Genomic DNA, 12,713 nt, shown 5'->3' on the forward strand with positions numbered 1-12,713 from the left:
TCATTAAGACAGCCATTTCGGCGGCACATTCGTATTCCAATAAATATTTCCTAGTTCATGATGTCCTGAGTATCCATCATCAAAACGATGATAGTGGAAATTAAAATAATATCCATCTTGTGGTGGATGATCTCTCCTCACGTGAAATCGCAGTAAGTCATTTCCTGTTTTCGTATCATATACATGAAAAATCTTTTCATTATTTCCACCAGCTGGTCTTTGGGATATTGCTAATGATTGTAACGATTCTTCTGGCACATCATTTGCAAGTTCCGCGATTGCTTCTTCAATTTTAGGTAATACAACATCTTTAAATTCATCTTCAATTACAGGCCCAATTTTAGAGCCGAATTTTTGCATAGATTGCTTCTCAGCTTCTTGCATCGCATAGTTAACAAAAGTATCGGTGGTTAACCTTTCATTCGTTTCTTCATATGTATAGGACGTTTGCTCCAAATTTTGTTGCCTAGTTGTAGTAGGCTTGTCCGCTTTTGCATTATCAAGCAAAATGGAAGGAGGCGTCACTAGACCAAATGTAAATACGGTAATTAATGCGACTAAGGTTTTTCTAAACCAATTTGGCATTTATATTCCCTCCCCTTTCACTCATTATATCTTATATAACGGTTGTTTCTTCTATTATACAAAATGATTGTAATTTTTGCACTTTACAAATTTGTTAACGTTCACATATTTTTCACTTGAATATGACATTGTAAGATTTCATACACTATATATACAACAACAATGAGGAGGCGATCAGATGACTTTAGATGTCATGTACTCCGCCGTAAGTATTTTCGTTTTAGTATATTTTATTTACCAATGCATCACAGACTAAAAAAGAGCCTATTCGGCTCTTTTTTACGGTAAAAATACAATCCATCCAATTAATAATATAAAAATAACTCCAATGATTACTGCTGGCAATAAATAAAACTGAGAAAGTATGACTGTCCCGTATATAATTATCGCTGGAAGTAATAAATAACGATTTACCTTCCATCTTAACAATAGTAATTTTCCTTCGTCACAATATAAATGAAGGAACATTTTCTTCGTGAATTCATTCCAATAATCACGTGCATAGTGAGCAATTGCTAGTAAAGCAAATACAAGAATAATAGCTGTTATCCACCTCGGAGTCACGATAATACTTACACTACTTATTAATGTAATTTGAACATAAAACATTAAAGCACTACTTGTACGCAAAAATTCTTTTAAAAAAGATTCAATAATGCGTGAATCAGCTTTTTTTCCTAATATTTTTTTAGAACGAGGGAACATCCACGGGTTTTTATTCGAACTACTCGGTTTCGCCGCATGTCCACCAACTTGCATAATCCCTCTCGTCCAGCGCATACTTTCTTCTTTTTCTTTCTCAACTTCTTTAAAAAAGTAATTTTTATAATTCATCTTTTCTTTTACTAAGACTACAGTAAGTAAAGCTGCTAGACCGATAAAGAGTATGGAATACAGTGGATTTTTATAAATGAAAAATAAACTGATTCCAACGAAAATTAATCCAAAAGAAAATAGAACATTTTTTATAATCCATAAAACCCATCGTTTCCCTACACGTACATTTATGAATCTCATCAACAACGATAACATAAATCGAAAAACAGTAAAGAAAATCCAAAATAGTACGATTTGTATAATTGTCGCTCCCATACTTTTCATCAATAGCGGTAGCATAATGAATACTACAATTACGTTCGTTATTGCAATCCGAATAAACGTATATATCATGCCGAACTTCATTAATCTTCGCATATGATTTGGGTACGAAATTAAAAATAAACTATCTGCTTGCTCAAAAAATGAGCGAACTCCTCTTGAAAATGTAACAAAGTAAAACGCGAGTAAACCTAATCCAAAATAAACGGTCTCTTCCATAGATAATTCCTTCATCCAAAGTGAACGATAATATATCCCCATAAATATAAGTGCTGGAATAATAATATATAACGCTACTGTCCAATCAGCTACAGAACGAATTGACTTCCATTTTCTTTGCAATTCATGACGTAGCCTTTTATTAAACTGTTGTTTAATCATGCTGCTCCCGCCTTACAATTGCATCGAAACAATCTAACAGTGTGCTTCCTGGCATCTCTGCTAACGATTGTATCGCCTCTAAATGCCCATCTGCTACTAACGTACCTTGCGAAATGAGTAAAAACCTTTCGCAAATTCGTTCAGCTGTATCTAGTACGTGTGTACAAAGTAAAATTCCTGCGCCCCGCTCTTTTTCTTTATATAAATAGTTTAAAAATTCTCGAGTTGCCACTGGATCTAAACCGATAAAAGGCTCATCAATAATATAAAAATCCGGTTCCGTTAAAAACGCGAGTATTAGCATCGATTTTTGTTTCATACCTTTTGAAAACTTCGATATGTATTCATGTATATGTTTTTCCATTCGGAACGTATGTAATAATCCCTTTGCCTTATCCTCCCAGCTTCCTACTTCATTTCCACGTGCAGCCATTAACAATTCAATATGCTCCCATAAAGTTAAATATTCATAATACGTCGGATGCTCTGGTACATATGCATATGGATTTTTCTTTTCACCAAACGAGATTTCACCATCCATATTGACAAGTAAACCGAGTATCGATTTAATTGTCGTACTCTTTCCTGCGCCATTTGCGCCAATAAGAGCAACTAGCTCTCCTTTTTCAATTGCAAATGCAATATCATGAACTGTCTTTTCACCAATTTCATATCCGGCTGAGCGGATATTCACTTCTAGCATACATTTCCCTTCTTTCCATTTACAATACAATCAAGGAAAATGATAACATATCCCTCTTAATATAGTATTATAGCATTTCTAAAATATTTGTTTCGGTAGCAGGAAAAAACACATTTTAACAGAATATTTAATGTTTGAAGTTTTTAATTTAAATGGAGTTGATCATATGTCATTTCAAATTCGTGAAGCAGTCATAAATGATATAGATACATTATGTTCTCTTACAAAAGAGTTAAAAGGCTCTTTTATATCACATGAGGATATGAAAAATCGTTTGCAATTTGTGAAAATGAGTCCTTTTGATTTTTTATATGTTTACGAAGAAGACAATACTATTCTCGGATTACTAGGATTTCGTATACGCGAGAACTTAGAGGATGTAACGCGTTATGGCGAGATTTCAATTATTAGCGTAGATTCTACAATACGCCGAAAAGGTATCGGACAAGTTTTAATGGATTATGCAGAACAATTAGCAAAGAAGCATAATTGCATTGGGACGTGGCTAGTTAGTGGTACAAATAGATTAGAAGCTCATCCTTTTTATAAAAAATTAGGATATGAAGTAAATGGATATCGATTTGTAAAACATTTTTAAACTACATACACATAGAAAGGGCTGTAACTATGAAAAACATCGAAGCAATTTTCATTGATCGTGACGGAACAATTGGAGGTGATACTACAATACATTATCCAGGCTCTTTCACATTATTTCCTTTTACGAAGGAATCTTTACAAAAATTAAAAGCTCAAAATATAAAACTTTTCTCTTTTACGAATCAACCAGGTATCGCAGATGGAAAAGCGACTGTAAATGATTTTACGAAAGAGTTAATAGAGTTTGGTTTTGATGATATTTACCTTTGTCCTCATAAACATGGTGAAGGATGTGAATGCCGCAAACCAAGCACAGGCATGCTCCTGCAAGCAGCGGAAAAACATGGGCTTAATTTAACAAAATGCGCTATAATTGGTGATCGCTGGACTGATATTGTTGCTGGTGCAAAAGTAAATGCAACGACAATATTAGTTCAAACTGGCGCTGGATATGACGCCTTACATACGTACCGAGATAAATGGGCACATATTGAGCCAAATTACATTGCAGAAAACTTTGAAGATGCTACGAATTGGATATTAAATCAACGATAAGACAAGTTAAATTTTTCCTCATAACTTTCTCCTTTTGACTATTCTTTTCCTAAATGCCAAAAGGTATGAAAAATAATAGAAGCTCAGCCTACGAAAAGAGTAGGCCGAGCTTTTATAGATTAGTTTAAAAAGTTAATTCATAATGGAAATAACGATTATCTCTCAAATATCCATTTTCAGCATATAATCGCTGTGCTGATAAATTATCAATTTCTGTTTGTAGTTTTAAACCTTTTGCACCATTTTCTAATGCGAACGTTTTAGCAGCTTCCAGCAACTTTTTACCCGTTCCTGCCCCGCGTTTCTTCGCTTGTACAAATAAGTCATTTAATATCCATAATTCTTTCATCGAAATAGATGAGAATGATGGATATAATTGTGTGAAACCAATATATTCCCCGTCTTCTACCGCTACAAAAATGACTGATTCTTTTCGCTCAATTCGATTTCGTAAAAATGCTTTTGCTCCTTCAATATCGGAATCTTGTCGATAAAATACGCGATAGTTATTAAAAACAGATGCTAGTCCATCTAAATCTGCAATTGTTGCTTCATATATTCTCATTTCACTCCATTCCCCTTCCAATACTGCTTCATAATATCTGTTGCCCATTCGGGCTGTTTTATTTCTTCTCTCGGTATAAACTCTTTCATAACAGGCTTTATATCCAAAATAGGTGTGCCATCGATTGCGTCTAATCCTTCAACAACAATTGTTTTTCCATCTCTTCTTATCACTTTAACAATTGTCGCTCCTAGTCGATTCGGACGATTTTTTCCACGTTGTGCAAAAATCCCTACCTTTGGAAAATTACTATTATTTCTAGGGTGTCTAGCAGAATACTGAATTTGTTCATCTGTTACTTTATGAAAATAGAAAATAACTTCAATATGAGAAAAATCTTCGATCCCTTGTATACTTTCCTCTGTATACGAATCACTTAAAGTAATAAGTGATCTTATTTCTCCCCACTCATCATCTACTATTTCCTTTCTTTCATTATGTACAAATGCGATTGGTTGAACTGAGAACATCCGCATTCCCCCTTGAATGTAACCACTTACATTATAAAATATTTTCTGAATGTTTTCCACTTACACGGTCATTGTTTACATAATAAAATTATCTTCATCTTCTAAAGACATATTCACAGCTTCAACTGCATGTATGCGGGCTGTGTCAAATAAAGGAACTAATGCATCTTCCTGTTTTACTAATAGTCCTATTTCTGTACACCCTAATATAATGCCTTTTGCTCCTCTTTGCGCCAAATCTTCCATTACATTTTTAAAATACTCCCTTGATTGTGGGGTTATTTTTCCTAGGCATAATTCGTTATATATTATTTTATTTACTCTCTCTCTATCCTCTTCTTTTGGTACAATTACTTTTATATCATTTTCTTCTATACGTAATTTATAGAAATCCTGCTCCATCGTGTATTTTGTCCCAAGTAGACCAACTGATTGAATTCTATGTTGTTTTATTTCCTTCGCTGTTGCATCAGCAATATGTAATATTGGAATACTGATTCTATTTTTTATATGCTTAATAACTTTATGCATCGTGTTTGTACAAATTATTATAAAAGCAGCGCCACCCTTCTCCAAAGAAGATGCTGCATTTCCTAATACCTCTCCCGCTTTATCCCAATCTCCTTCAGATTGATATCGTTCAATTTCTTCAAAGTCAACGCTGTAAAGAAGACATTTTGCTGAATGTAATCCACCTAATCTCATTTTTATTTCTTCATTTATCATTTTGTAATACTCAGTAGTTGATTCCCAGCTCATTCCGCCAATAAGACCTATTAACTTCATATATCCTCCTTCAAAATAACATTTTAAAAACGTGATTTATCATATAATTTATACATAATTAATCACGTTTAAATCCTATAAAATTAAAAAACTTCCTCCAAATTATATCTATTACATTTATAGTAGTTCTTTTTCATTTCCGCGGAAATAATTATAGAATATTCAGAAAACATCCTTTGTGGTTATCTTATATTGATAATCAAAGCATTTTCGATATAGCTCTTTTATTTCATCATAAGATGGAACTCGTGGATTGTTACTTGGACTACCACTTGCAATAGCATCTTTCGCCATTTTAGAAATAGCATTTCCAAATTCACCTTCATCAATTCCGTATTCTCTTAAATTAGGAATTCGAAGATCAAAGCAAAGTTTCTTAATTTCAGCAATCGTGTAGTTCGCCACTTCTTCATCAGAATACGAATACAAATCTTTGTTTAAGCTACGTCCTACTTCAGCTAACCTTTTTACTGCATTCATTTTTGTAAACTCTAGAACTGTAGGTAATAGTATTGCATTCGATATTCCATGTGGCACATGGAATAATGCTCCTACAGGACGAGACATACCATGGACTAATGTAACAGAAGCATTTGAAAAAGCAATTCCAGCTTGCAATGAAGCAATCATCAGTGCTTCTCTTGCTTCCATATTATCCCCATCCTCATATGCAAAACGTAAATATTTCATTATACTTTCAATAGCTGAAAGCGCGAGAACATCTGTTAGTGGTTGTGAAACTTTAGAAATATAAGCTTCAATCGCATGGCATAATGCATCTATTCCTGTTGCTGCAGTAATATGAGGTGGTACTGAACTTGTCAAAATAGGGTCTATTATCGCCAATTGCGGGGTAAAGCTCGGATGCTTTATCATCATCTTCACATCCGTTTTTTTATTCGTAATTACAGCTACACTCGTTACTTCCGATCCAGTACCAGAAGTTGTTGGGATTGCAATAAGAGGTAATGGATCATTTTTTATTTCGATATCCTTTTGGACATATTCTTCAATTTCTCCACCATTTGTGTATAACACTGCTACTGCTTTCGCAGCATCAATACAACTTCCCCCGCCAATACCGATAATAAAATCACATTTTTCTTCTTTACAAATAGATAACGCTTCTAATACGTGTAAATTTGTAGGCTCAGCGTTCACTTTATTATACGTAATAACTGTGATCCCTTTCGCATTTAATTGCTTCACACATCTTTCAACATACCCTAATTTCTCCATAATTGTATCACTAACTATAAAAGCCCTTTTCCCTAACTTCTTTGATTGCTCCCCTAGTTTTTCAAGCGAATTTCTCCCATATAATACAGACTTCGGCATACGAAATTCAGCAACTTCTTGCAAGTACTCCACCCCTTCTATTTCTAATAAATATTTTATTATATAAACTATCAATCTGATAAATCTTTTCTTTTCATCTATTAACTATTTATTAATAGATTCCTGTTAAAGTATAGAACACGATGACTAAAAATACAGCAAACGTTTTCAAAATTGTAATAGCAAATATGTCTTTATATGACTGCTTATGTGTTAATCCTGTTACCGTTAGAATAGTAATAATTGCCCCATTATGTGGTAATGTATCCATTCCACCTGATGCCATTGATACAATGCGATGCATAACTTCTAACGGAATGTTATATTGCGTTGCTGCAGCAATAAATTTATCTCCCATCGCACTTAAAACTATTCCCATTCCTCCTGAGGCTGACCCAGTAATCCCAGCCAAAATATTAGTTGTTACTGCTCCATTTACTAATGGATTCGTGAAAGTTGCAGAGATGCTATCTCTCATAATCGCAAATCCTGGAAGTGCTGCAATAACACCACCAAACCCAAACTCAGCTCCTGTATTCATTGTTGCAAGTAGCGCTCCCCCAATACTTGTATTCAATCCAGCTTGAAATCCAGTTACTACTCGTTTCCAATATAATAAAAGCGTTGATAAAATCCCTATAATAAGTGCCAATTCTACAGACCAAATTCCAACTACCGCACTTAATTCAACTTTTCCAAATGCTTTCATACCAATAGCTGAGAAATCAAAGCCATTTGGATACCACTTTGGTATCATGATTGTGAAAACCTTATTCATTACACCTACTAAAATAAGTGGTATAAACGCAATTACTTGCTGTACTCTTGTGATTTCAATACCGCTTAGTATCGGCATATCTTTTTGTTCTAATTGCAAAGATGCTGCCATTTCAGATTTTCCATCGTTAAAGCCGAAGTATCCTTCTCCTGCAGCTTTTGCCTTCTTTCGCCTACTCTCTAAATATAGTAAACCTAACGTGAGAACAAAAATTGCTCCTACAATACCAAGTATCGGAGCTGCATAAATATCAGTTTTAAAAAAGGTTGTAGGTATTACATTTTGAATTTGTGGTGATCCAGGTAGTGCATCCATTGTAAAAGTTACTGCTCCAAGAACGATTGTACCGGGAATTAACCGTTTTGGGATATCAGCTTGTCGAAACAATTTTGCTGCAAACGGATATACAGCGAATACAACTACATAAACACTTACACCGCTATATGTTAAAATAGCCCCCATTAAAACAATGGCTAAAATTGTACGCTTTTCCCCAACTAACTCTATAATTGTCTTTGCAATAGAATCAGCAATACCTGACATTTCTACTACTTTACCAAAAATGGCTCCAAGCAAGAAAACAGGAAAATATAGTTTAATAAACCCTACCATTTTCTCCATAAAAATATTAGAAAAGAAAGGTAATACATAACTAGGCTCTGTCAAAAATACCGCAAATAATGCAAAAATCGGTGCGAATAATATTACAGAAAATCCTCTATATGCTACAAACATGAGTAAACTTAGTGCTAATAAAATAATAACTAGCTCCAATTATACCCCTCCTTTTAAACTGAAAATTCAATCTTTTGATAATAAACTTCTGCTAACATCTCGTATCCTTTTATTTCATGACATTCCTCCTCTTTTTATAACAAATTTTTCATGCTAAAAATGTCTAATTATAACTATTCGATTACATACGAAAAATCCCTTTAAACAAAAACGATTTCATCGTCATACGTTATAAAGGGATTGTTAGTTTCTCTTTTTATAGGTTTACCATACTTTTCTCTAAATAAAAGCTTTGCAACTCTTCGACATCTTTCACTATATAAGTCGCCCTAGCTTCACTCAGTTCTTTCTCACTTCCATAACCATACAATACACCAATAGAAGCGATTTCATTATTATTAGCCCCTATTATATCGTGCTTTCTATCTCCAATCATTACAATTTCTTCTTTTTTGAGTTCTTCATTTGTTTGTAATATATGAGCAATTATTTCTTCCTTTTTTATTCTTGTCCCATCTAAATTGCTCCCAACAATCTCTTCAAAAAAAAGTGTTAACTGAAAATGCTCTATTACTTGTTTCGCAAATACAGTAGGCTTTGAAGTTGCTACAAACAAACGATTACCTGCATCCTTTAATTCTTGTAACAATGTCGGAATCCCATCATATATTTTATTTTCTAATAGACCGCTTTTCTTTATATATTCCCGAAAGTAAAAGACAGCTTGCTCAATTTCCATTTCACTCATATTATATCTCTCTGCAAACGATTGTTGGATTGGTGGGCCGATAAATGAATCTAACCCACTTATATTTACTTCTTCAATCCCCATTTTTTCTAACGCATATAGAACAGAGTTTATTATCCCTTCTTTCGGATCAGTTAATGTTCCGTCTAAATCAAAAAGAAATGTTGTATACATATTTATTCCCTCCACTTACTTTACTTTATATGTAACCCACCAAAAACACTCACCTATATGGAAATTTAAATCTAATGCAAATGGTTCAAGAATAGATTGCAATTCTTCTTGCGTATAATAGTTTTTAATAATATCATACCTCTCACCATTCGAGAGTGTACGAATTTTATATGTATTTATATCTCCATCTTTACGAATAAGCTCTCCGCCAATTCTTTCGTTAAATACATTATCTGCAAAACAAACTATCGCTCCTTTTTCTAATACATGATGGAATTGTATTAAAAAACTAGTAATCTCTTCTTTTTTAATATGTGAAAACCAAAAGTTTGCATATGCCCCTTGAAAGATGTCTTTCATTTGTTCTAGTTTAAAAGCGTCACCTTTCTGAAAGGTAACCTGTTCCTTAGAAAGCTCTTTCCCCCTTGCTATCGCTAGTACTTCATCAGAATAATCAATCGCTGTTATATGTACAGCTACATCTGCTACATACTTCGTCCAATACCCTGTTCCGCAAGCAACTTCAAGAACTTTTCTTCCTTTACATATGTCTTTTAATTTTTGTTCAAGCATCTTTTGTTCCGCCTGCCTTACTGGATCTTCCCGATTGTACACCGCCTCATATTCACTTGCACGATTACTATAATATGTATACATAGAAAAGCTCCCCCTCTATTAAACAAACCACATCCTTTCCATAATATCATTTTTATTCTTTTCAGAAAATTACTTTTTCTACCTCTCATACTTTCAGTTACAAAAATACAAAAGATATGATAAAGTGAAAAAGTTACAATTAATTTCATAGAAACTGGTGAAACACATGTCAATTACGTTAATTTTTATAATGGCTTTCACAATTGTTATCCACGCAGTTGAAACAAGCTCTTATAGTATTCGATTAGCTGGTGTACGTTTAAAAAAGATTGCCGTTGCCTTATCTGTCGTAGGAATGGTACTGCTTATTTCAAGAACATCTAACTTACTACAAGCCTTTTTAATTGGTGGTATTGTCGATGAAGCAAAACTAGATTCTTCTATTAATTTAGAGCATATTATACGGCTCGTTCTATTATCTGCCTCTATCGGTACATTGCTGGCAATTATACTCTATCCAACTTTGACAAAACTATTTGGATATGTCATTCAAAACTTTGAAACAGACGGTTCTTTCATTCGAATGATGAAAACAAATAACATTCAAAAATTAAAGCGCACAAAAAAATATGTACGCTTTCCAAAGTTAGAAATGATTCATCGACTAAGGATCGGTGGTATCCCAAAGCGTATTATGCTTATTAACATGTTCGCAACTGCAATTTATACAGCGGGTGTCCTTTCAGCTCTTTACGCTTCTTTTTTAAATCCAGATTACGCAACAAATGCAAGTACAGCATCTGGTCTCGTGAATGGTTTTGCTACTATTTTATTAACAGTATTACTCGATCCACGTATCGCCCTTTTAACAGAGCGCGCTCTTCAATCAGAGGACGGCGCTGAGGCAATGAGTAAAATGTATGGTTGGCTAATGATTTCTAGACTTCTCGGCACCCTATTAGCACAACTTTTATTTGTACCAGGTGCTTACTGGATTTTATGGATTATAGAGTTAATGCATTAATCCATTAACTCTATAAACAGAGGGGGAATTTATCAATGACTATAAAAACCGAGCAAGATATTATCCATTTCATACAAAATGATCCGTGGATGATGAACGTATTACAAATGGCAAAATCACTACAACTACCTGATTGGTGGGTTTGCGCCGGATTTGTTCGTTCTAAAATTTGGGATACTTTACATAACTACGAAGTACGAACGGCTACACCAGACGTTGATGTTATTTATTATGATTCAATGCAGAAAGATGAGGCATATGAACAATTATTAGAAACGAAGCTGACAAATATGGATGCCACTATCCCTTGGTCAGTAAAAAATCAAGCTCGCATGCATGTAGTGAATAAAATGCTACCTTACTCTTCTTCTGTTGATGCTATTTCTAAATTTCCTGAAACAGCAACTGCTCTTGGGGTTACATTAGACGAGAAAAACAATGTCATATTAACATCTCCTTGCGGAATAGAAGATGTACTTTCGTTACAAGTGAAACCCACACCTCATTTTCTTGAAACGAAAGAACGGATACATATGTACAAGAAAAGAGTTATTAAAAAGAATTGGCAAAGCAAATGGCCTAACATTACAATCACTTATCCAGAAATTTAAAAAGGGTGCTTCTCATTATTAGAAGCACCCTTTCTTTTTTTATTTCAAAAAATGAATGACTGTTTCAGCGAATCGGTCTGCTTCCTCATAATGTGGTGTATGACCACTCTCTTCAAACACGATATACTTACCATTTTGAGTATCTTGATTAAATGTTAGAATTTGCTTTTCACAAGTTACTGCATCATGTTGCCCTACAAGTAAAAGCATTGGACTCTTTACCTCTTTTAGTTTTGATAACAATGACTTATAAATCTCTCCTTCATCTTTTAATCTTTTAAAGTGAATCTCTGAACGTCTTGCAAATTCTTCCCACTCTTCATCACTATATAAACTATAGTCAGTTTTATCCTCCTTATTTTCATAAATCTCCATTCGTTTTTCTTCTAATTCACCACTTAATGTTATATAAGCCTCTAATAACTCTTCTGGACTCGCATTACTTTCTGAAAAATCTAGGCATTCTTTCGCCTCTTTTTCTTTTCCATGCTTCTTCAGTAGCTGTGCTGTCTTTTGTAATAAAGATCTACTCGTTAATACAAAATCAAAAGTCGGCCCTTCGAATATAATCTTTTCAATAGAGTTCGGATATATCGATACATATAACAACCCTAGAAAACCACCGAAAGAATGTCCAATAATAGACCATTTTTCAACTTTCAACTCTTCTCTTAAAGCTTCACAATCCTCGATAAGATCTCGTAACATAAATGATTCTGCTTCTGTAATTTCTTCTGAACGACAAACTCCTTGTTGATCTAACATGATTACATACAATGATTCCTTTAAACGTTCCGCCTGATGAAATGAAAAACTATAACAGCTTTCTCCAGGTCCACCATGTAAGTATAAGACTGCTTTATTTTCAGGAGATCCATGTGTTTCGACATATAGTTTTTTCCCTCTAATGTTCATATATTTCCCTTTTTCAATAAAATCCGCTTTTATTCCCATCACCTTCTTTT

The 12,713-nt window shown here is 33.9% G+C and carries 15 protein-coding genes; 4 read left to right on the plus strand and 11 right to left on the minus strand.

Annotation, left to right across the window (positions count from 1 at the left end; all coding sequences use genetic code 11):
* Positions 1-3: 3 nt before the first annotated feature.
* The 3 genes from ACTFQM_RS04375 to ACTFQM_RS04385 all read right to left on the minus strand — a co-directional run bounded on the left by ACTFQM_RS04375 (position 4) and on the right by ACTFQM_RS04385 (position 2,767).
* Complete coding sequence (locus tag ACTFQM_RS04375; protein ID WP_002171756.1) at positions 4-585, minus strand: YpjP family protein; 582 nt, start codon at positions 583-585, stop codon at positions 4-6.
* Positions 586-864: 279 nt separating this feature from the next.
* Positions 865-2,064 (minus strand): ABC transporter permease, encoded by a 1,200-nt coding sequence (locus ACTFQM_RS04380; protein WP_440033557.1) that lies wholly within the window; start codon positions 2,062-2,064, stop codon positions 865-867.
* Positions 2,057-2,767: an ABC transporter ATP-binding protein gene (locus tag ACTFQM_RS04385; protein WP_048372404.1), complete on the minus strand. Its 711-nt coding sequence runs from the start codon at positions 2,765-2,767 to the stop codon at positions 2,057-2,059. Before ACTFQM_RS04385 ends, ACTFQM_RS04380 begins: the two co-directional genes overlap by 8 nt.
* A gap of 166 nt (positions 2,768-2,933) precedes the next feature.
* Between ACTFQM_RS04385 and ACTFQM_RS04390 the strand changes: the two genes are divergently transcribed.
* Both ACTFQM_RS04390 and ACTFQM_RS04395 read left to right on the plus strand, forming a co-directional pair.
* The gene (locus ACTFQM_RS04390; protein WP_440033558.1) at positions 2,934-3,365 is read left to right on the plus strand and encodes a GNAT family N-acetyltransferase; all 432 of its coding nucleotides are present in this window, start codon (positions 2,934-2,936) and stop codon (positions 3,363-3,365) included.
* 29 nt (positions 3,366-3,394) lie between these two features.
* Complete coding sequence (locus ACTFQM_RS04395) at positions 3,395-3,922, plus strand: HAD-IIIA family hydrolase (RefSeq protein WP_025149374.1); 528 nt, start codon at positions 3,395-3,397, stop codon at positions 3,920-3,922.
* Between the two features lie 124 nt (positions 3,923-4,046).
* Here the strand turns inward: ACTFQM_RS04395 and ACTFQM_RS04400 are convergent, their stop codons facing one another.
* From ACTFQM_RS04400 to ACTFQM_RS04430, 7 genes are all read right to left on the minus strand, one after another.
* Complete coding sequence (locus tag ACTFQM_RS04400) at positions 4,047-4,487, minus strand: GNAT family N-acetyltransferase (RefSeq protein WP_071719966.1); 441 nt, start codon at positions 4,485-4,487, stop codon at positions 4,047-4,049.
* On the minus strand, positions 4,484-4,957 hold the full coding sequence (locus tag ACTFQM_RS04405) for an SAM-dependent methyltransferase (protein WP_002171749.1): 474 nt from the start codon (positions 4,955-4,957) through the stop codon (positions 4,484-4,486). The genes ACTFQM_RS04400 and ACTFQM_RS04405 overlap by 4 nt, the downstream gene beginning before the upstream one ends.
* Positions 4,958-5,032: 75 nt before the next feature.
* Positions 5,033-5,743, minus strand: a complete 711-nt coding sequence (locus ACTFQM_RS04410) for an aspartate/glutamate racemase family protein (protein ID WP_098306892.1) — start codon at positions 5,741-5,743, stop codon at positions 5,033-5,035.
* Positions 5,744-5,905: 162 nt separating this feature from the next.
* Complete coding sequence (locus ACTFQM_RS04415; protein ID WP_440033559.1) at positions 5,906-7,105, minus strand: iron-containing alcohol dehydrogenase; 1,200 nt, start codon at positions 7,103-7,105, stop codon at positions 5,906-5,908.
* Positions 7,106-7,193: 88 nt separating this feature from the next.
* Positions 7,194-8,633 (minus strand): GntP family permease, encoded by a 1,440-nt coding sequence (locus ACTFQM_RS04420; protein WP_440033560.1) that lies wholly within the window; start codon positions 8,631-8,633, stop codon positions 7,194-7,196.
* 217 nt (positions 8,634-8,850) lie between these two features.
* Positions 8,851-9,516, minus strand: coding sequence for an HAD family hydrolase (locus tag ACTFQM_RS04425; RefSeq protein ID WP_440033561.1), 666 nt, complete (start codon positions 9,514-9,516; stop codon positions 8,851-8,853).
* A gap of 15 nt (positions 9,517-9,531) precedes the next feature.
* A complete protein-coding gene (locus ACTFQM_RS04430; RefSeq protein WP_440033562.1) occupies positions 9,532-10,173 on the minus strand; it encodes a class I SAM-dependent DNA methyltransferase in 642 nt (213 codons plus the stop codon).
* Between the two features lie 166 nt (positions 10,174-10,339).
* Here ACTFQM_RS04430 and ACTFQM_RS04435 point away from each other — a divergent pair, with 166 nt between their 5' ends.
* The gene (locus tag ACTFQM_RS04435; RefSeq protein WP_002171743.1) at positions 10,340-11,137 is read left to right on the plus strand and encodes a lipid II flippase Amj family protein; all 798 of its coding nucleotides are present in this window, start codon (positions 10,340-10,342) and stop codon (positions 11,135-11,137) included.
* Positions 11,138-11,172: 35 nt separating this feature from the next.
* A complete protein-coding gene (locus tag ACTFQM_RS04440) occupies positions 11,173-11,748 on the plus strand; it encodes a nucleotidyltransferase family protein (protein ID WP_242272371.1) in 576 nt (191 codons plus the stop codon).
* Between the two features lie 39 nt (positions 11,749-11,787).
* Here the strand turns inward: ACTFQM_RS04440 and ACTFQM_RS04445 are convergent, their stop codons facing one another.
* Positions 11,788-12,702 carry an alpha/beta fold hydrolase gene (locus tag ACTFQM_RS04445; protein WP_440033563.1) on the minus strand — a complete coding sequence of 305 codons (915 nt, stop codon included), beginning with the start codon at positions 12,700-12,702 and terminating at the stop codon, positions 11,788-11,790.
* Positions 12,703-12,713 lie beyond the last annotated feature (11 nt).

Source organism: Bacillus cereus group sp. MYBK30-2, from assembly GCF_051915945.1.
GTDB lineage: Bacteria > Bacillota > Bacilli > Bacillales > Bacillaceae_G > Bacillus_A > Bacillus_A paramycoides.

Bases quoted from the DNA above. Each gene is read 5' to 3' on its own strand.
- ACTFQM_RS04390 (WP_440033558.1), top strand. From the start codon at position 2,934: ATGTCATTTCAAATTCGTGAAGCAGTCATAAATGATATAGATACATTA.
- ACTFQM_RS04400 (WP_071719966.1), bottom strand. From the start codon at position 4,487: ATGAGAATATATGAAGCAACAATTGCAGATTTAGATGGACTAGCATCT.
- ACTFQM_RS04425 (WP_440033561.1), bottom strand. From the start codon at position 9,516: ATGTATACAACATTTCTTTTTGATTTAGACGGAACATTAACTGATCCG.
- ACTFQM_RS04410 (WP_098306892.1), bottom strand. From the start codon at position 5,743: ATGAAGTTAATAGGTCTTATTGGCGGAATGAGCTGGGAATCAACTACT.
- ACTFQM_RS04435 (WP_002171743.1), top strand. From the start codon at position 10,340: ATGTCAATTACGTTAATTTTTATAATGGCTTTCACAATTGTTATCCAC.
- ACTFQM_RS04385 (WP_048372404.1), bottom strand. From the start codon at position 2,767: ATGCTAGAAGTGAATATCCGCTCAGCCGGATATGAAATTGGTGAAAAG.
- ACTFQM_RS04395 (WP_025149374.1), top strand. From the start codon at position 3,395: ATGAAAAACATCGAAGCAATTTTCATTGATCGTGACGGAACAATTGGA.
- ACTFQM_RS04440 (WP_242272371.1), top strand. From the start codon at position 11,173: ATGACTATAAAAACCGAGCAAGATATTATCCATTTCATACAAAATGAT.
- ACTFQM_RS04380 (WP_440033557.1), bottom strand. From the start codon at position 2,064: ATGATTAAACAACAGTTTAATAAAAGGCTACGTCATGAATTGCAAAGA.
- ACTFQM_RS04445 (WP_440033563.1), bottom strand. From the start codon at position 12,702: ATGGGAATAAAAGCGGATTTTATTGAAAAAGGGAAATATATGAACATT.
- ACTFQM_RS04430 (WP_440033562.1), bottom strand. From the start codon at position 10,173: ATGTATACATATTATAGTAATCGTGCAAGTGAATATGAGGCGGTGTAC.
- ACTFQM_RS04405 (WP_002171749.1), bottom strand. From the start codon at position 4,957: ATGTTCTCAGTTCAACCAATCGCATTTGTACATAATGAAAGAAAGGAA.
- ACTFQM_RS04375 (WP_002171756.1), bottom strand. From the start codon at position 585: ATGCCAAATTGGTTTAGAAAAACCTTAGTCGCATTAATTACCGTATTT.